The organism is Halodesulfovibrio sp. (assembly GCF_015482765.1).
GTDB lineage: Bacteria > Desulfobacterota > Desulfovibrionia > Desulfovibrionales > Desulfovibrionaceae > Halodesulfovibrio.
Genome location: NZ_JADMLB010000053.1, coordinates 18,465 through 36,334, shown reverse-complemented (window position 1 = coordinate 36,334; position 17,870 = coordinate 18,465). Strand labels below are relative to the sequence as shown.

Annotated in this window: 17 protein-coding genes and 1 riboswitch; of the genes, 5 read left to right on the top strand and 12 right to left on the bottom strand. The window is 43.7% G+C overall.

Features of this window, described 5'->3' with window-relative positions:
• The first annotated feature begins 23 nt into the window (after nucleotides 1-23).
• From QZY95_RS08880 to QZY95_RS08870, 3 genes are all read left to right on the top strand, one after another.
• Nucleotides 24-938 carry a hypothetical protein gene (locus QZY95_RS08880; protein ID WP_290922390.1) on the top strand — a complete coding sequence of 305 codons (915 nt, stop codon included), beginning with the start codon at nucleotides 24-26 and terminating at the stop codon, nucleotides 936-938.
• A gap of 159 nt (nucleotides 939-1,097) precedes the next feature.
• Complete coding sequence (locus tag QZY95_RS08875; protein ID WP_290922387.1) at nucleotides 1,098-2,240, top strand: AI-2E family transporter; 1,143 nt, start codon at nucleotides 1,098-1,100, stop codon at nucleotides 2,238-2,240.
• Nucleotides 2,241-2,264: 24 nt separating this feature from the next.
• A complete protein-coding gene (locus QZY95_RS08870; RefSeq protein WP_290922384.1) occupies nucleotides 2,265-2,855 on the top strand; it encodes a hypothetical protein in 591 nt (196 codons plus the stop codon).
• A gap of 12 nt (nucleotides 2,856-2,867) precedes the next feature.
• Here QZY95_RS08870 and QZY95_RS08865 read toward each other — a convergent pair whose 3' ends face one another.
• On the bottom strand, nucleotides 2,868-3,431 hold the full coding sequence (locus QZY95_RS08865; RefSeq protein WP_290922381.1) for a hypothetical protein: 564 nt from the start codon (nucleotides 3,429-3,431) through the stop codon (nucleotides 2,868-2,870).
• A 191-nt stretch (nucleotides 3,432-3,622) separates the two neighbouring features.
• Between QZY95_RS08865 and QZY95_RS08860 the strand changes: the two genes are divergently transcribed.
• Nucleotides 3,623-4,006, top strand: a complete 384-nt coding sequence (locus QZY95_RS08860; protein ID WP_290922379.1) for a hypothetical protein — start codon at nucleotides 3,623-3,625, stop codon at nucleotides 4,004-4,006.
• Nucleotides 4,007-4,166: 160 nt separating this feature from the next.
• Here QZY95_RS08860 and QZY95_RS08855 read toward each other — a convergent pair whose 3' ends face one another.
• From QZY95_RS08855 to murJ, 4 genes are all read right to left on the bottom strand, one after another.
• Nucleotides 4,167-5,138, bottom strand: coding sequence for an HlyD family secretion protein (locus QZY95_RS08855; protein WP_290922377.1), 972 nt, complete (start codon nucleotides 5,136-5,138; stop codon nucleotides 4,167-4,169).
• 12 nt (nucleotides 5,139-5,150) lie between these two features.
• On the bottom strand, nucleotides 5,151-5,354 hold the full coding sequence (locus tag QZY95_RS08850; protein ID WP_290922374.1) for a DUF1656 domain-containing protein: 204 nt from the start codon (nucleotides 5,352-5,354) through the stop codon (nucleotides 5,151-5,153).
• An 8-nt stretch (nucleotides 5,355-5,362) separates the two neighbouring features.
• Nucleotides 5,363-7,597, bottom strand: coding sequence for an FUSC family protein (locus tag QZY95_RS08845; protein ID WP_290922371.1), 2,235 nt, complete (start codon nucleotides 7,595-7,597; stop codon nucleotides 5,363-5,365).
• A gap of 263 nt (nucleotides 7,598-7,860) precedes the next feature.
• Nucleotides 7,861-9,423 (bottom strand): murein biosynthesis integral membrane protein MurJ, encoded by a 1,563-nt coding sequence (gene murJ, locus QZY95_RS08840; protein WP_290922368.1) that lies wholly within the window; start codon nucleotides 9,421-9,423, stop codon nucleotides 7,861-7,863.
• Nucleotides 9,424-9,713: 290 nt separating this feature from the next.
• A riboswitch (SAM riboswitch) is annotated at nucleotides 9,714-9,823 on the top strand.
• A gap of 134 nt (nucleotides 9,824-9,957) precedes the next feature.
• On the opposite strand from murJ, the gene QZY95_RS08835 reads away from it, so the two are divergent.
• Nucleotides 9,958-10,227, top strand: coding sequence for a hypothetical protein (locus QZY95_RS08835; RefSeq protein WP_290922365.1), 270 nt, complete (start codon nucleotides 9,958-9,960; stop codon nucleotides 10,225-10,227).
• 75 nt (nucleotides 10,228-10,302) lie between these two features.
• Here the strand turns inward: QZY95_RS08835 and QZY95_RS08830 are convergent, their stop codons facing one another.
• From QZY95_RS08830 to QZY95_RS08800, 7 genes are all read right to left on the bottom strand, one after another.
• Nucleotides 10,303-10,806 (bottom strand): HAD family hydrolase, encoded by a 504-nt coding sequence (locus QZY95_RS08830; protein WP_290922363.1) that lies wholly within the window; start codon nucleotides 10,804-10,806, stop codon nucleotides 10,303-10,305.
• Between the two features lie 175 nt (nucleotides 10,807-10,981).
• Nucleotides 10,982-12,202: an L-serine ammonia-lyase, iron-sulfur-dependent, subunit alpha gene (locus tag QZY95_RS08825; RefSeq protein ID WP_290922360.1), complete on the bottom strand. Its 1,221-nt coding sequence runs from the start codon at nucleotides 12,200-12,202 to the stop codon at nucleotides 10,982-10,984.
• Nucleotides 12,203-12,330: 128 nt separating this feature from the next.
• The gene (locus QZY95_RS08820; RefSeq protein ID WP_290922357.1) at nucleotides 12,331-13,485 is read right to left on the bottom strand and encodes an amidohydrolase; all 1,155 of its coding nucleotides are present in this window, start codon (nucleotides 13,483-13,485) and stop codon (nucleotides 12,331-12,333) included.
• Nucleotides 13,486-13,932 (bottom strand): hypothetical protein, encoded by a 447-nt coding sequence (locus QZY95_RS08815; protein ID WP_290922354.1) that lies wholly within the window; start codon nucleotides 13,930-13,932, stop codon nucleotides 13,486-13,488.
• Nucleotides 13,932-14,732 carry a DUF3100 domain-containing protein gene (locus QZY95_RS08810; protein WP_290922351.1) on the bottom strand — a complete coding sequence of 267 codons (801 nt, stop codon included), beginning with the start codon at nucleotides 14,730-14,732 and terminating at the stop codon, nucleotides 13,932-13,934. Before QZY95_RS08810 ends, QZY95_RS08815 begins: the two co-directional genes overlap by 1 nt.
• Nucleotides 14,733-14,924: 192 nt before the next feature.
• The gene (locus QZY95_RS08805) at nucleotides 14,925-16,214 is read right to left on the bottom strand and encodes a hypothetical protein (RefSeq protein WP_290922348.1); all 1,290 of its coding nucleotides are present in this window, start codon (nucleotides 16,212-16,214) and stop codon (nucleotides 14,925-14,927) included.
• Nucleotides 16,215-16,606: 392 nt separating this feature from the next.
• Nucleotides 16,607-17,647 (bottom strand): retron St85 family RNA-directed DNA polymerase, encoded by a 1,041-nt coding sequence (locus QZY95_RS08800; RefSeq protein ID WP_290922344.1) that lies wholly within the window; start codon nucleotides 17,645-17,647, stop codon nucleotides 16,607-16,609.
• Nucleotides 17,648-17,870 lie beyond the last annotated feature (223 nt).

Below are 17,870 nucleotides of genomic sequence, written 5' to 3'. Positions count from 1 at the left end.
GACGCATTGAGTTCTAGCATTTTATGCTCACTACTATTGAAAACATTTACGCTGTTCTCAACAACTGGTTGCGAACGGGTCAAGCATTTACAGCAGACGCTAAGGACTATGCAGAAACAGTCCTTGGCGTCTGCACGCTTTCTGAACTGAAACCACTCATTGAAGATGGCGACAATCCTGACCTGGAACCCTTTTTTGAATACATCATCTTTCCAGACAAAACATTGCTCCTCTCACTGGAAAAAATTCTCACAGCCCCACTCCCCAAAAAGGGCATAGAAAAACTCGCAAACCTGCTTATTACCGAACATGCTACGATTACACTCCATGAAGCGAACCAGTCATGTTCTTTTTCTATTCCTGACTGGATGTGGGAAAGTTTTCTTACTCGACTTCACCTTGATGATGAGACAGTACCTTTTCTCATATCAACCGCCCCCTGCTTAAAAAATACACTCCCCGACACCACGCGTATCTATTTACGCACAGCAGCACTCAAGGACTCAAAAGAAATCCGCGACGCCTTGCTGTTGTTCTTTACAAACACTCTGCCTCACGATTCAGTTCATACTGACATGCTTAAAACGTGGGTTGCAGCGTTGACGTCCCTTCCACAGGACGAATCTGCCACAACAGCTGTTTTAAAAAAACAATTGGAAAAACGCCGCAGGCGGTTATACAAAGCTATTTTTGATGCTAATGAATTTGCAAGAAAACTTCAGCGGTTCAACATGGAAACACTCATGATGTCCGGCGAAGTTCCACCTGCTATAAATATTGATGAAGCACGAATGGAAATACGCATCATTGACCGCCTATCCATTGCACTCTTTCAAGAAAATGTAGGGGCTATTGAAGAGCTTGAAGACAGAGGATGGGGAGATTACTTCGACTATCGGAAGCACGCCCGCCTCCTCCCTAATCTCCCTGAATCATAAATAAACAGGCATTCACAACTATTCAGTACCAAAGTATAAACCAGCATTTTTCATTGGCAGATATGTTCTATTACGGATACAATGCCACACAATGTTTATTACTACACACAGGCATCCTGCCTAAGCGTATGAAACTATATATGGAAAAATGCTCTGATTATGACAGAAGAAACAAAGAACAACTCCACGGAATGTAAGCCCGACCATACTGGGCCGACACTCAAATTTCCGCGTAACAATCTGTTCCGCTACTTTACTATTCTCCTACTCATTTTTTCACTTTACCTTGCATACCTTATTGCTGCACCGTTTTTACATACAATAATCATCTCTATTGTTATTGCAGCATGTTGTTATCCTGCCTACAAACGCATTCTCAATTGGGTTAACGGTCGTGAAATATGGGCATCAACAATTGCAATGCTGCTTCTTGTACTTTGCATTGCAGTGCCATTAACACTTTTCATCACAAGCCTTATTCCACAAGCAGTAGACAGTGTTCATGCCGTTACTACATGGCTTCAACAATCTCAGTCTGAATCTTTTCTTTCTGAAATCCAACATAACCAGACATTACAGTGGTTCCATGAAAAACTCCCTTTTTTTGACATAAATGAAACCGCAATAAAGTCATATCTGGCAACAATTTCTAAAGCAGTGGGACAACAGCTTGTTGCTTTTGGTACCTCAGCTCTTGGTGACACATTCAACTTTGTTGCCAAATTTTTACTCATGCTGCTTATCGTCTTCTTCTTACTCAAAGATGGAAGTAAAATGATTGAAGGCCTTAAATACTTATGGCCAATGCGTGAATCACAGGAAGACGCTCTTCTCCACTCCTTGCGTTCCACATCACGCTCTGTGCTTGTGGGTGGTCTACTTGTAGCAATCATTCAGGGAGTTGTAGGCGGTATAGGACTGGCTTTTGTAGGCATCACTCCACTATTCTGGGGAACTGTGATGAGTTTTTGCTCACTTATCCCGATTGCAGGTACTGGTATTGTATGGATTCCTGCCAGTCTTTACCTGTTCTTCACTTCAGGATGGCAATCTGCATTATTTATGGTGCTCTGGGGGGCAATCCCTGTTGCAGCTATAGACAGTTTTCTACGTCCGTATTTCATGCGTGAAAGTTCCGGCGTGTCCGTATTTTTCATTTTCCTCTCCATTCTCGGCGGATTGAAAACATTCGGCATGCTCGGCATTCTTTACGGACCGCTTATTTTGAGCTTCGTGATGGTAATGCTCAAAATTTATGGTGAAGAATACCATTACGTTTTGTCGGAAAACTCCCGCCACTAACATATGATATTGAAAGGTGCCGCAATGAAAAATCTTGTTATTGATATAGAAAGCTCAGAAAAATCTCACGCTACTTGGCGCTATCTCATGCAATCGCCTTCAGAAGTTACAGCTGACATTGGCGACACTATGCTCCATTTTTTAACAAAGCGTCTTGAGTTTGATGAAAACTATATTGATTCACAGATTAAAACTATCTTCATTGACGGCAAGCCAGTGGACGATTTGACCACAGCAAAAATACCAGAAAATGCCCGTATTGCGCTCGGTGCTGTTGCACCGGGCGTAGCGGGAATGACCATGTGTCGTAACAGCCCTATTTCCAGTATGCGCAGCGGTATTACGTTTCATAATGAACAGACAGACCAGCACATCACAGAAGGAACTGTTACTCTGCTTCTGTTTAATGCCGTTATGGAAGATAAGGGATTGCAGGTTCTTCAAAAGGGCATCGCAATACCTGCATCAAAATTAGAGTCTGCGATTACGCAAACCGCAGAAGAAATTCGCTCTGCATCGTTAAATGACGAAAAAATCACATCAGAAGAGCTCTTAGAGTGGGTACGAAAAAACCCGCAGTCGCAAGTGCAACTACGGGTTAATTCAGCTTCATAAAACAATGAACTGTTACTGCGGGTCAGACTCAAAACCAGGAATGGTAAGGCTACCACTTCCCTGATCCTGTCCGTTACCCTTTGGACAGTCCGGCTGCAGGTAACAAATGTCACATGCACCCTTAAATGGGTAAAAAGTAAGAACTGCAAAACGACGGGAAAGTGCAGAGGCATTGTTGTTGTAAGGACAACCAATACCTTCCATTGCTTCAACAAGTCCGTCAGTTGGTTTTGGTGCTGGAGCACAACCAGCAGTTTCTACATCAGGAAGAATAGAATAGATACTGCTCATGATGAAAGCCTGTGCAAGGTTTGTAATCATGTATGCATCAGACGGAGAGTCATCCCATGCATCGTCTGTATCTTTTTCTGCATCTTCATCAAGCCAAACAGCAAGGTACTGAATTTTACCCACTTTGATTTTCTTTACGGTCAGGTGGTTCAGCCACTTTTCCCATAAAGTAGACATCTTATCCATCAAAGCGCCGTCGATACGAGTCTCCTGACTCAGCTGCAACAATAATTCAATATCAAAATACGGTTTAGCGTCGAGATTTTCGCTTGTATAGTCAGCCATAATCCTCTCCCGGGATGGTTGATTTCGTGAGCTGTGACTGTGCTGTATAACCGCAAATCAGTCAAGCCCCACAGTCGGGAGAAGCCTTTGCCAACTCATTTACTGCCGTGTATATTGCTAGGGATATTGCCTAGCTAATTCCTTCACAAATGCATTCAATGAAATAAAAAACACGTTCTTCAGGAGAAGTCATGCCCCGTAATTTCAAACTTCCATCTAAAATCCGCTTCGAATACGATATCCGCGAAGGAATCAAACAACAGTATACCCATGGTGTATGGGGCGGCGTGAATTCACAGGGTGAAATTGAAATGAATTTCTATACTGAATCCGACAAGCTTCCGGCTTTTTCTGAACGTGCTATAAACCCTGATGGTACATTAGGACCTGAACTTATTGTTCAGACAGATGAAAAAACACTTGTACGCGATGTTCATTCCCGCATTGTCATGAACTACCACACCGCACAGGCGTTACGTCAGTGGCTTGATGAAAAGCTTTCAGCAATTGAAACTGAAGAAACAGATCTTACCGAAGTTTTCTTCAGTGAGCCTGAAGGTGGCCTCGAACAGTAGCCAACCATGTCAAAACGTAAAAAAAGACCGGCCTATCCGTCGGTCTTTTTTCTTTCTGCATATCTCACGGAAACAACATCCTTCGCCATCACTCAAAACAACTATTTAATAATTTCAAAATATTACAACAGCAAACAACGCCGTCCAACATTCTATTCAGCTACGGTTCACGGTTAAACCTACTCCGAGGAGGGACACCTGGCAGACTGTCTTTACGAACACTTTGCCGAACTTCGCCATCTTCCCGGTACACCTCTCCCCGAGCGGCTGTATCAACAAGAATTGAAGCAGTGGTTCCCACTCGAAGTTGAACATTGGGCGGAATATGGGTCAAATAAATTCTGATTGGAATACGCTGGGCAAGGCGTATCCATTCAAAGGTTGCTTCCACCTCCGGCAACAGATTTTGCCCGAGTGTACTGTTTGATTGATAGATGCCCCACCCCAAGCTTTGTACCACACCATGAATAGGTGTCTCAGGATACCCCATGAGCGTAATGACAGCTTTATCCCCTCTTCGTATGTTACGCACCTCAGTTTCTCTAAAGTATGCATAAATCCAGTAAGAGGATGCATCAACAATTGAAAATAGCGGGGTATCCGCAACAGACATAGTTCCCGTATACATGCTGTAGTTTGTAATATAGCCGGAAACAGGTGCATAGACATCTGTGAAGGTCAAATTCAACTCGGCAGCCTCTAGTCTAGCTTTTGATTCTTTCACCTTTGCATCTGCCGCCTGCCACGCATATTCATATTGAACAAGAGCCTGACGTGCTATCGCATCAACATCCTCTGCAACCAATTTTCGCGACCTCTTCAAAACATCAAGCGCCTCAGCAGCGTTTGCCTGATCTACAAGCAACTGCCCCTTTGCCTGATTCACGGCAGCGATAAACGTGCTTTTCTCTATTGTAAAAAGAAGCTCACCCTTTTCTACGTATTGGTTATCTTTAAATCCTACAAAGGTCACAGGCCCAGTCACCCTTGAGGCAATAGTAATAATATCGGCTTGAACCTGTCCGTCCCGTGTCCACGGCTTAATCAAAAAGTCTTCATAGCGCACAAGCAAAACAACAACTGCTGTTGCTACAACTGCGCATGTGATGAACCATTGAAAAAGCCGTTTCATAGTTACCAACCCTTATGCTGGAATAACGTATTTACTAAGCAAACAAGTATACAAAACCACCAATGCAATAAACACCAAGGGAGGATAGATAAAGATTCGTGACAATCGAAAATAATTCAAAACAAAAGCAGTACCAAGAGCAAGCGTAAGCCCCAAAGCAAAGTTAGCCAGTAGCGGGGAAAAGTAGATCCCGATAATTGAAAGTTCATGTGGCATATTTTCTCCTAAAAGCGAGCTTGTGCCCACTCTTCCCAATCAATGGAAGTCGATGCCTGTAAATATTCAACGATTGCATTTGATAGTCCTCGGTTGCGCTCAAGCAGTAAGTAGAGAACTTTGTTCTCCTGCTGATTAAAAGCATGACCGGCCTGTTCTGCCTTTTCATTCGAACGCTCAATTGCTTCCTGTATCCCTTCCAGCCTGCGCTGGATGTTTGTTTGAATCTGAGCAAGATCAAAATCCGGAGAGGCAACATTACGCTCCATCTCTTTAAACACTGAAATCTTAGCAGCGCGCCAGTCATCAAAAAGTGTTGAAAGCTCTTTTGCGATAACAACGTCACGCTCTACCATATGAGTTTTGAATAAGTAAAAAAGTGCCTCTCCTAACAACTCAAATGAAAAGATTACCTCTCCCACCTGATTCCGTGAAATTTGAAGTCGTGAATCATCCATTCGTTCAGCAATACTCAACATAGTTTGCGGAAGACGAACAAAGTTCTGCAAGCAAGCCCGAATACGTATTCTCTCAAACAATGAGGTTTTACCGCTAACAGCCCTCGGCATAATCTGGAGCAAAAAAATGGCACTGTTAAAAAAACGTCTTCTCGTCTGCAAAAAATGCCTTTCAGGAATTGGATATGAAGTAATATACAAACCGACGCTGGCAAGAATTCCCGCTAACCCCATCGACATTCCACTGTTTAGCACCGTGGTAAAATCATAAATTTGGACGTTTGAAAATTTAGGCAATGAAAGCCACGCAAGCATAATGGCCAACTTAAACAAAACTTGATCAGGCTTTATCAACACAAAGTAGGTTGTAAACGTGACACAAAAAATAAGAATCCCAAGCCCGAAATACGTTGTCAGATGCTGAAGTGTAAGCACATAAATAACGATGGCAATGAGCGCTGCAGACACATAGAATGTACCGTCCCGCAACGGCTCATGCGTTTTTACAAAGACAGAAATTAGGGAAAACGCCCCGCCAAGCTGAATAAATTGTGCGTTATCTAATCCAGGAGGATACAAAAAGAACCACAAAATTGCCGCCATTGAAAAAATGACAACACTTTGGAAAGCTCTCACAAGATAGTCAAAATCCAGTGGCAGCTCCCATACTGTTTTATGTATAAACGGCTTTGGCGGCTCCAGTGAATCATCGTGAAAAAAACAATGATAACGCAGTATCGCATGCACAAGCTTTCCCATTTCATTGAATGCTTCTTGAACGACTATGACCTGAGCCTGCAAGTAGTAGGGTAAACGCCCCAGAGCTTCTTTATCATGATCAAGTTGAATTGGGTCCGGCATATTTTTTACATGCTCCGCATGAAAACCATATTTCAATCCACTCAAACGGGCTTCCATTTGCCTAACTTTCACATCAAGTTCCGGGAGGCACCTTTTCATGTACCCTTTACGTAATTCCGGTACCACCCACCCCCACCGCAACTGTGCTCTGACCAACTCTCTGGAATGAATAATAAACGAGTGCCAGTCGTTTCTCTTTTCCCACACAGGGTAAGAATCAGTTACAGCAAACCCGACGAGCTCCTCTATTTTATCAAGCAAACGGAATGCTTTTCTCTGAAGAGAAAACACTTCTTTTTTGCTCTTTGTCTGTACCCGCCGCATTTGGCCTTTAAATAACTCTACGTGCAGGTCTGTCATTTCGCTTACTTTCTTCTGTAAAACAGGCCATGCACTACGACGCCATAAAAGCAACGTCACTGCGGCATACACTGTCATCCCCAGACATGTTTCTTCCAATCGTGCAAGAGCGTATACAAACACCTCGTTACTATAAGGGATGGCAGTTGTAATGACGATTAGGCACACAAACGATATTGTGAAAAAGAAATATCCATTCACCTTGCATGCCTGTAAAAAATACATGCAGACACCGCAATATAGAATCAATACAGGAAACAAGAAGATGGGTTGCTGTGGAAAAATAGAGAAAATAGTGAGCGCTGCAAGACCGCCTATAAGTGTGCCCGGTATCCCAATCAAAGCCCGCCTGAAAGCCTGACCGGATGTCGAAAAGCTCATCATCAACACTGCAAAGGCAGCCCAGTACGGTTGCTTTAAGTCCAGATAAAATGCCAACGCAATGACAATGCTCATTGAAAGAGCAGGTTTTATGGAATCAATAACGCGCAATTGAAAATCGTGTGACAATGAGCCCTCGCCCCACGCTTCAAATCGCTGCTTCAATGATGCTATCAGTTCCATCTCTGCTCCGACAATCTCAGTTCATAACGGTGCCTCTTCTCAGTAATAGTTAAACACAACTCATCTATCATACATGTTATTTGTCGGGCATCATTACGAGTTTGTCATGGTTCGCACGCCTACAACGAGCATCATTAAACTCTCTATGTTAACGACCATACTCACCCAGACCTTCGTCCCCTTTTAGAAGCTCGCCCTTAACAAGCAAAAAAGCCTCACTCCTAAAATTGGAATGAGGCTTTTTACGGCATCCTTTGAAATAACTAAGCTCGACGTAGAACCCGTCCACGCACAAACGTAATAATCGGCTCTATCGCCTTTGGAGCGATCAACCAACTGGTACAGGCATACAACACACAGAAAAGCGTTCCACTAGCTGCCAGAGATGCAAAGGCACCAAGCAACGGCTCACCTTCCAACAATATTGTAACGTTACTAACAACATAGACCGAAGCCCCCATTGCCGGTACACAAAGAACAGCCGACAACAAAAACATTCGAATAACACCATCAAAAGCACCTGTGCCATGCTTACGAGCCCAAACAGCAGAAAGAGTAAGAGTGTAAAGAACAACAGAAAGCGTCCCCGCCAATGCAACTCCCATGACTCCGATTGTCTTTCCTAAAAACCAGTACACTGGAATAGCAAGAACAGAAACGAGCGTTCCTACAATAGCTGGAGTCAACGTATCTTTATGTGCATAAAAAGCACGGCCTATCATCTGCTGAACGCCCCAGAAAGCGACTGAGGCAAGCATAATCTGCAAAAGTGGTGTCGCACCCAGCGTTTCCGAAGCTCCAAAACTTCCCTGTTGGAAAATAAGACGAAGTGTCGGCTCTGCTGCACTGATCATCCAAAAAGAAAGTGGAACTATAAAGAGCATGGTATTGCGCAACGCTCTGCTGAGGGTTGTGTTAAATTCTTTCGTATCCCCCTTAGCAACTAACGCTGCAAGAAACGGATATGATGCAACACCCGCTGCCTGCGCAACAACACCGACTGGAACAAGCATAATTCTTCGGGAATAGTTCAGCAGACTGACAGCTCCGTCACCAGTCAGAGAACCAAAGATACGAACAAACTGCTCATCTAAAACTACAATAGACTGTCCAATCATCAGAGGCAGGGCAAGCAAAACAAAGCGCTTCACTCCGGGGTGACGCAGCGTGTACTTCCACTGAAATCCGCCACTCCGCACCGCAAGATATGGCAACATAAAACTTCCGGAAGCAGCGCCGAACAAGACTCCCCAGCAAAAACCTTCCATACCTTTGTCGATCATAAACAGCCCGCCGAGAATAATGCTGGCATTGTACACAAGCGGTACAAATGCAGGCACTAGAAACTGCTTACGCATATAAAGTACGCCAGAGAAACACGAGCCGAGCAAAAAGAAAATCTGTGCAGGAAGAATAATACGAAGGAAGTATGTCAGCCTTGCCAAGGATGGCTCATCGAACCCCGGTGCGGCAACTTTGGCAAGATACGGTGCTCCGATCCATGCAACACAAGTTCCTGCTGTGATGGCAATGCAGACCCACAAAAGAACGCTGGAAAAAAATGACCAACCTTCCTCATCATTTTTACTAAAATACTCTGCCAATAACGGGATGAGCGTAATAGAAAAGTATCCGCCTGCAAGCAGGTAATTCAAAAAATCCGGAATAACAAATGAAGCGAAATAAATATCTGATTCAATAGATGCACCGTAATAAAAAGAAATTACTTTATCGCGGATTAGTCCCATGAATCGTGACAGGAAAATGCTGACAGCCATGATTACTGCCGCAAGACCCATATGCTGTTTGCCGGTTAAAAACGCCATGTGCGCGTTAACTCCTTACATAAAAACCCTGAAATAGAGACTTATTATCCATGCTCTATCTGCTCATACAACAATTAACTCTATCTACCTTAACAAGGTTCGAAAGACTACTTATGCTTTGTTTGCATATTTATCGAAAAACACAATAAAGTTAATTGTTCAAAAAATAACAATCTAGTTTTTTTGTTATATAACCGCAATCTAATCTATAACAACCTATAATAACAACAATATCACTTTTTGCAAATTTATTGCTTGACTTTATCTTGCATTGAACCATACTAGTACTTATCTCATGAAGAGGACACGAGGGATCTGGCCCAATGACTGTCCGGCAACCTATACTACCAACAGTAGTGCAAGGTGCTAAGCCACCCCGCGAGAAGCGGAACCATGAGGCTGTGTTAGCATTTTCAGCCTCTCCTCCGTGAGAGGCTTTTTTTATTACTACAGGGCGGATTTTTAGCGATTGCGCGCCCGATTAAAGAATTCAGCTAAGAGCTTTCCGGACTTCCGGATAAAAGGAGATTGTTCATGTTAGCCTTTTTATCACAATTTGCAAAAGCACCTAAAGCAGACATTGTGTTTTTGTACCACGATTCCACTGTATTGCCAGTCCCTGCGCAGTATACTGACCCTTTGGAACTACTGGGCGACATTCGAATGCTTCACCTTACGCCGGAACAGAAAGACGAATTGCGAACGAAACTTCAGAACGATCTTGTCACTGGCGACGAGCATGAAATATGGCGTCATAGAGCGTTGAGGAAAAACCTGATTCATTCTCTTGGTCAGATTGTGTAACCTCCCTACAAAAAAGCCAAAGGATCTATCCTTTGGCTTTTTTATCGATCTTTGCAAGATCAAAACTATCTATGATTACACGGTAAAGCCCAAAGACATTAGAGCGTCATCAAGCTGTGCGTATGAATGTATGGTGCGAATATTTTTCTTTTCTTTGCACTCGCTAGAATGCTGATTAAACCAGATTCCGTTTATACCCACTTCTGTAGCTCCCCAGATATCATCCATATAGCTGTCACCGATCATGACGACCCGCTCTGGCGGCAACTGAAGATCATGCAGTGCGTATCGCCAAAACTCTGCCCATGGCTTAGGACGGCCAGCCCTGCCGAAGCTGTACACAGATTCAAAACACTCACGGATGCCAAGCGGCGCAAATGCCGCAAGCATAGCCTCATCACCGGACTCTGAAGCATTTGTCGCAAGAGCAACCCGCCAGCTTGCACTCATTTTTTTTACGGCTTCTACTGCCCCTTCAACGGGTGGAACAGTTGACCAACCTTGCTCTTCACCAAGATATACAGGCATGGTCTCCATAAGAGTCCCACCCCAGTCAAACAGTAATGCTCGATCGAACATAAATATCCTTTTTAGAATCCATTGATATAAAAACAAAGGCAAAAGCCGCCTCTGTTCCCTACATAAATGAAACAACGACAACCTTAAAGAGATAACTCTTCATCTTGTCAGGACATCAATCTCAGTCTATTTCATGGTAAATCTGTTTGGCCTGCCGCAAACGTTAGAAACTCAACTAACAACCACCGCCGCAATTTCCCTTGCAACCGTATTTCGCCAATCCTGCTAACGAAGTTTCTCGATACCCGCATTTCAAATCACGTCCTGTTTCGGCCATGGTAAGCACGACCTGATCAAAGCTTATCCGGTGCTCTCCATCCGTCAACATTGTATATTCAGCAGCATTAATTGCCCGCACAGCTGAAACGGCATTCCGCTCAATACATGGAACCTGAACATAACCATCTATCGGATCACAGGTCATGCCGAGATGATGCTCAAGCGACATTTCAGCAGCGTAATCTATCTGCATCAGAGTACCACCAAAAACATACGCAGTCATTGCACCTGCCATGGCACAAGCAGTACCGACTTCGCCCTGACAGCCGACTTCTGCGCCGGAAATGGAAGCATTTTCCTTCACAAGGTTTCCAATAAGTCCCCCGACAGCCAAGGTGCGCAAAAGCTCCTGCTTGTCCAAACCATATTCTTCCTGCAAAGAGCGAAGTACAGCAGGAACTACACCTGAAGAGCCGCATGTAGGAGCCGTTACCACCTTGCCGCCAGAAGCATTTTCTTCTGAGACAGCAAGCGCGTAAGCAAAAATTTTACCCGTACCATTCAATCGTCCAGAATGAGTACGTGCTTTTTTAAAAAACGTATTGGCTTTACGTGGATATCGAAGCTCACCAGGCAACACTCCTGTACGATTCAATCCCCTCTCAATGGATGTCAGCATTGCTTCCCATATCAATTCAAGAAACGACCATATTTCAGGCCCTTCCTGTTCTTCAACGTACTGCCACAATTCTAAATCATGAGTACGGCAATACGACATAATCTCAGCAAATGTTGTATGAGGATACAGAGCGTCTGCCCCCCTGTTGGAAGCACCTGCCTCGGCAATTGTACCTCCACCAACGCTGTACACTTCCCACTCACAACTCACGACACCCTGTTCATTTAGTGCTTCAAACACCATACCGTTAGTATGAAATGGACGAACCTCGTCTGCACGCCACACTATTTCTGTGCGCTGTGCCCCGAGTGTTTTTTCAATAATCCAATCTGTCAAATGCCCTTTGCCCGTGGCCGCAAGGCTACCAAGCAAGGTGACTCGGTATCCTGAAGCATTCGGACAGCGTTTTAAAAAAATTTCAGCAGCTTTCTGCGGTCCCATTGTGTGGCTGCTTGAGGGACCATTACCAATTTTATAGAGTTCTTTTAAAGAATCCATACTATCACCTTCTATAAAATAAGGCTGCCCAGACTCTGAAAAGCTCAGAGCGCCGGACAGCCTCAAAAGTACGGTTGTTTGACGTCTGTTAACGTTTAGCGTTTAGCGAAGCGGTTATTCAGCATGCACTACGGCAGCTGCATGACCTCATTCAGTAGCTCTACAAAAACAGAGCTTCCGACAAGTATTGCTGTATCGTTAAAGTCGTATTTACTGTTATGGATCACAGGCGAATCTACACCATTCCCTACCCACACAAAACATCCTTTTGTTTTCTGCATGTAGAACGCGTAGTCTTCACTTCCCATTGCAGGAAGCTCCTGTGTCAAAACATTCTCCTTACCCACAACCCGTGCAGCGGCATTAACTGCCAACTCCGGTGTTGAATTCATCAACACTGGATGTTTTCGATTATACGTAAAGAGTGTTTCCACCTGATACATTTCAGCAATACCATCCGCCAATTTTCCGAGAGATTCCTCAATGAGATCCTGAACGTCATCGTCTGTGGTACGCACGTTACCACGAATAATGACTTCATCCGGAATGACATTATATGCACTGCCGCCATGAACCTGAGTGATGCTGATTACAGCTTTATCGTGTGCAGAAATCCTGCGTGGAATAATGGTCTGTGCACCTTTAACAAAGTCTGCAACAGCCGCAAACGGCTCTACACACAAATGAGGTACCGAGGCGTGCCCGCTTTTACCGCGGATTACAAGATCAAAACGATCCTCAGATGCCATACAGGCACCGAAATGAACCACAACCTGATCTTCTGCATACCCCGGCCAGTTATGAAGACCGAACATATAATCAATACTGTATTTTTCAAACAGGTTGTCTTCAATAACCTTTAATGCCCCACCGTATCCTTCTTCTCCTGACTGGAAAAGAAGGAGTACGGTCCCCTCGAACTCGCCATGTTCTGCCAGATAGCGGGCAAACGCCAACATTGTTGTTGTGTGCCCGTCATGCCCACAGGCATGCATGCGCCCTTTGACTGTAGACTGGTAGGGAAGTCCAGTTTCCTCCACAGTTTCAAGAGCATCCATGTCAGAACGAAAAGCAACAGTTTTACCCGCCCCCCGTCCTTCAATCTTAGCCAACAGCGAATTTACGCCGATGTCTTCATACCCGACACCAAACTCATCCAGTTTGCCTTTAATAAAAGCTACTGTTTCGCTCGTTTCCAGCCCTACCTCCGGACAGGAGTGCAGGTGTTGTCGGATACTTTTTAGTTCCTCAAAATAAACCTCTATTTCAGGCTTCAAAATCATTTAGATTTCTCCAAGGAATTTCAAAACAACGTGGGCAATACCGGCAGAAGCGACATATGTGCCAGTCATAACAAACAGGCTGACAACCACGATACGCCATCCTGTTTTTTTCAGTGCAGGCAAGTCCTTCCCGATACCGACACCGGCATAGGCAAGGATTGGAGTGGTTAAAGCCAGAAAGTTTACTTTCGCAACCCATCCGGCAAACATCTCGTGTCCGGGAACGCCAGGCATGGTAATGATCATACCGAACGTAATAACATATAACACTGTCGGCAGGTTATAGATGTACTTGTTTGCAAGCACACCAAGAATGCAGATCCCTACAAGCACCGCCATGCCGGGAAGAGCTTCCATGATACCGAAACCGTAGCCTATCCAGTTACCGATCAGTGTAATAGCACCAACGATCAGGAGTACAATTGCAGATTCAGTGACTTTATTCATTACTTGCCCTCCTGCGGGGTACCGAACTTAATGCGGTACAGAATCTTGTAAAGCTTGTTAGACATCGGCAAAGCAATGATCATTGACATGTATACACCATCCAGACCGGAAAGTGTGTTACTTGCGACACCGAATGCCTGGATTTTGTCTGCCATTTCTGGGTAGATTGCAGAAAGGCTGCCCACGGTAGCAGTCATCATACTTGCAGAACCAACACCGGAAGCCATTGCTAATGCATATGGATGGAACCAGTTTAATATGCTCAACATAGATGCAGCCAGACCAAAGAAAATAGTGCCGAACACTGTACCGCAAATGTATACACCCATTACACCGCGGCCTTCAGCAGAGTCTAAGCCATAAATATCACCGATCAATGCTACGTTCGGCTCACGGGCAATAGAGTGAGCCGCCCCCACAGCTTCACGCTTAAGGCCAAGGAACATCGCAATTGGAATACCGATAAGCAGCGTACCGATGTTACCGAATTCCTGTAAGATAAGAGCCGGACCAGCTTTCAAAATTTCAAAGAATTTAGGGCCAACCAGCGTACCGTAACGAGCCATAAGCAGCATAAGAGTCAAGCTTACTAAGGCACTCGCGTTGTCCATATCTTTGTCATTAACGACCTTAAGAAATTTTGGTCCTAAAAAGGTACCAAGGAAAACAGCATACAACATTGGCAGCAGTACAAGTTTACCCGGTCCCACATCAAATTTAAGAATACCTATGAATTCTGCGCCAACCACCAGCGCAAGAACAAGCAGGTGTACTTTTACGTTCTTAATTGCTTCTAACATACTCATTTCCTAACGTTAAAACCCTGTGTATTGGCACCAGCATATACGATAAGCTGATGCGGCCTCCTTCAAAACAACAGGTCTACACAACCCCTCTCTGTCTTCTGATATAGCCCTCCTCATTTGATGGTAACAAACGTTCATATATTTCGGACATGTCAAAAACATGTCCGAAATTAACCCATAAAAATATTAAATGGTAATTTTTATCATATTTTTTGGACGACCAACTTGATGTGAATTTTCTTTGCCCACTAATTTAGCATGTCCACTATCTAAAAATTTCTTAAGCACTCTGCGCGCGCTGCGTTCACCAATACTTAAACATGCTGCAAGGTCATCCGCATCAAAGGTGCTCTTCCCTGTCTTGTCCATAATAGCTCGTATTCTATCGAGGTAGCTTGGACTGATACCTATCTCTTTTGCCATCCGTAAAAGAGTCGTGTCCTCAATACGTGTCCGATATTGAAGTTCATCCTGCTCCCCCAATGGTCCTTGAATATGATCATCGTGGACAAGAAAAACCCCACCATCTGGCAACTTACGGCTGTTAGCCAATGCTTTTTGCGCAGACTTTTCTGCTTCAAATGCTGTTGCTCCGATTCCGATTCCAGAGATTACACGAATATTATTCCCGCGCCCCCAATCAAGAAGGTGCTTAAACATCTCAAGATGTTCAGGCGCTTCAATAACGCCTCGAGTAGAAAATATTACATATTCCCGTTTACCAATCGAAAATAAACTGCCCTGCACTGCCCGAACATAATCAAGCATCTCCAAAAAGAAACGCCCTTCATCTTTCATTCGGTCATACTGGTTGATGGCGTGTTCTTCGTTACGGCAAAGCCCGATAATTTGGATAGCAATGCCGGCAGAACGCAGATCACGTGCCGAAATATCTCCAAGTAAATGGGTTATTGTCTCACGAACCTGCAAGGCGCTTGGCAACATGCGAAATACAGGATGTCCTGCTTCTATCAACTGTTGATATACTGAACCGAAGCCTGTCACAGTAACATCAACTTCATCGGAGTCCAGTAAGTCTCTATGCCAGTCATGAAACTCCTGTTCGCGGTGCTGTACAGAAAAAGGCATAGAATAGACCTTTTCAAAACTCACACCGAACTCACGCAAAACTTCGCGCAGAACACTCTCTTTCACAACATCAATGCTGATTCGCCCCAACGGCAACCCGCTGTGTTGAATTTCAGAAAACACACGCATGAGACTATACGCACCACGTTCAATCTGCGCATACGGCTTAGTAATAACACCTCGTGCCTTACACGCTTCCTGAACCCCAATACCGGAAAACAACAAACCATCGCATTCGCTCTGGCTTAACTCAAGCACCTCATGCGAATCTTCAGTTCGTTCTCGAATATAGGTCTTGAACGCAAGATTAGGAAAGAACCGTATTACGGAATCTTTCATAACCTTCACGGAGTCGGAAGGACCTATAAGGGCAATGGTCTGTTTCATATATTTTCCAATTTCAGGTGCACACCCTCAGCACATCCGGCTTGAATAATTTGAAAACTCAACATAGATTATGGTCGTGTCCAAAAGGTGTCCTTAATTCAGTACCGCCCAAAATATACCATGTCAAGTACAGCACAAAATCTATGCTGTTCTTTTTTATGCAAAAAAATAACCCTCCATGAGTAACACTCATGGAGGGTTTGTATATTTTTCTAAAACCTGCGTTGGTTAAAAGGGTTATGTAGGTAAAAAACTGCAAACAAGGGTGTATGTGTATGTAAAATAAGGCTTTCATAAGACACCCTCAAAAAAAGTGTAAACAAAACACGTTTATTAGCTATTTTATTTACACTTTTTATAAAACCAAAATTAAAATGCGACCCGTCTGAGAATTACCCTGTAGTGCGTTTCAAAATAGGCTCCAAAACTTTTAAAGCATGTTTCGCATCCTTATCGTTTGGATTAATCTGAAGTATAAAATGCGCCTTGCCTGCTAAGTGTTCTGGGTAATTATTCTGCGTAATATTCTTCTTGAGCATATGCCCCATCAAACCATTACGTTCTATGTAATGAATGTCTTGCCGTAACTGCCGTCTATATTTTCGCGTAGCTTGCAATTTTTCATTAACAACAATTCCTGTCACCCTTTGCTGCTGACCTTTTCGATACACACGGGTTTTCTCTTCATTTAAATTAAACCCTTCGTACATCAAAACATTTTTGGTAAATTGAACAACATTACCAATATTTATTCGACCGGAAAAAAACAAGTCATCCGCGTAACGTGTGTATCGATAACCATTATACTGGGCAAAAGCACCAAGCCTGTTATCAGCTTTATACATAAGTAAATTAGACAAAACAGGACTTGTAGGAGCACCTTGAGGCAGCTCATTATAAAGCGTACACAACTTCGCTATTAACATCGACACACTAGTTGTGTAGCCATGAGCAAGTAACTGTCTAAAAATCTTATTTGTATTAATAGACGGAAAAAAATTTTTGATGTCCAAACGCATTACGCAAGGTTGTCTTCTGTGAAAGCGTGCGTTGGCCTTAATAGAACTTTTTTTCAAATAAGCCTTTGCGTATTTACTTACAGGAAAACAAGAAAAAAAATTATTAGCGAGCCAATATTGAATATCTTTAAGCCCCGGCAACGGTTCAGATATTCTGCGTTTCCCTTTCGTTCTTTTGGGAATTGAAAACGAACGGTAAAAAACTTGGGGAGCGTTAGAAACACCTAGTAGATATTCAAGATCATACCCCAGAAGACTACTTAAATGTTTTGGCGAATAAATGATCGGAAGATCCTGTGAATATAACCTATGAGCATAGGCTATTGATCGCTCGATGCCCCAATCAGTCATCTGAGCGTCTTTAGCTTGGTTTGTAAAATCAGCTAAATATTTATCCCAATTTAAATCAGGCATGACTTCTCCATTACTATCATGACAGATCTGGCAAATACATAAGTGAAATCGGGCCTTGGCGATTTTACTTATGTATTTGTACGGCTCTGCCGTGCACTAGGCATGTTTAAAACGTGAATCCTTGAATGTTTTAAATATGCCTAGTGGGTGGCTTGAAAGCTTGTTCGTTCGAGAATGGCGAATCGCCATTCATGCTAGGTAAAGCATGCTTTACTTTGCATCG

What these genes read in the sequence shown, in the direction of transcription:
- QZY95_RS08880 (WP_290922390.1), top strand. Translation starts at nt 24, where the DNA reads ATGCTCACTACTATTGAAAACATTTACGCTGTTCTCAACAACTGGTTG.
- QZY95_RS08875 (WP_290922387.1), top strand. Translation starts at nt 1,098, where the DNA reads ATGACAGAAGAAACAAAGAACAACTCCACGGAATGTAAGCCCGACCAT.
- QZY95_RS08870 (WP_290922384.1), top strand. Translation starts at nt 2,265, where the DNA reads ATGAAAAATCTTGTTATTGATATAGAAAGCTCAGAAAAATCTCACGCT.
- QZY95_RS08865 (WP_290922381.1), bottom strand. Translation starts at nt 3,431, where the DNA reads ATGGCTGACTATACAAGCGAAAATCTCGACGCTAAACCGTATTTTGAT.
- QZY95_RS08860 (WP_290922379.1), top strand. Translation starts at nt 3,623, where the DNA reads ATGCCCCGTAATTTCAAACTTCCATCTAAAATCCGCTTCGAATACGAT.
- QZY95_RS08855 (WP_290922377.1), bottom strand. Translation starts at nt 5,138, where the DNA reads ATGAAACGGCTTTTTCAATGGTTCATCACATGCGCAGTTGTAGCAACA.
- QZY95_RS08850 (WP_290922374.1), bottom strand. Translation starts at nt 5,354, where the DNA reads ATGCCACATGAACTTTCAATTATCGGGATCTACTTTTCCCCGCTACTG.
- QZY95_RS08845 (WP_290922371.1), bottom strand. Translation starts at nt 7,597, where the DNA reads ATGGAACTGATAGCATCATTGAAGCAGCGATTTGAAGCGTGGGGCGAG.
- murJ (WP_290922368.1), bottom strand. Translation starts at nt 9,423, where the DNA reads ATGGCGTTTTTAACCGGCAAACAGCATATGGGTCTTGCGGCAGTAATC.
- QZY95_RS08835 (WP_290922365.1), top strand. Translation starts at nt 9,958, where the DNA reads ATGTTAGCCTTTTTATCACAATTTGCAAAAGCACCTAAAGCAGACATT.
- QZY95_RS08830 (WP_290922363.1), bottom strand. Translation starts at nt 10,806, where the DNA reads ATGTTCGATCGAGCATTACTGTTTGACTGGGGTGGGACTCTTATGGAG.
- QZY95_RS08825 (WP_290922360.1), bottom strand. Translation starts at nt 12,202, where the DNA reads ATGGATTCTTTAAAAGAACTCTATAAAATTGGTAATGGTCCCTCAAGC.
- QZY95_RS08820 (WP_290922357.1), bottom strand. Translation starts at nt 13,485, where the DNA reads ATGATTTTGAAGCCTGAAATAGAGGTTTATTTTGAGGAACTAAAAAGT.
- QZY95_RS08815 (WP_290922354.1), bottom strand. Translation starts at nt 13,932, where the DNA reads ATGAATAAAGTCACTGAATCTGCAATTGTACTCCTGATCGTTGGTGCT.
- QZY95_RS08810 (WP_290922351.1), bottom strand. Translation starts at nt 14,732, where the DNA reads ATGTTAGAAGCAATTAAGAACGTAAAAGTACACCTGCTTGTTCTTGCG.
- QZY95_RS08805 (WP_290922348.1), bottom strand. Translation starts at nt 16,214, where the DNA reads ATGAAACAGACCATTGCCCTTATAGGTCCTTCCGACTCCGTGAAGGTT.
- QZY95_RS08800 (WP_290922344.1), bottom strand. Translation starts at nt 17,647, where the DNA reads ATGCCTGATTTAAATTGGGATAAATATTTAGCTGATTTTACAAACCAA.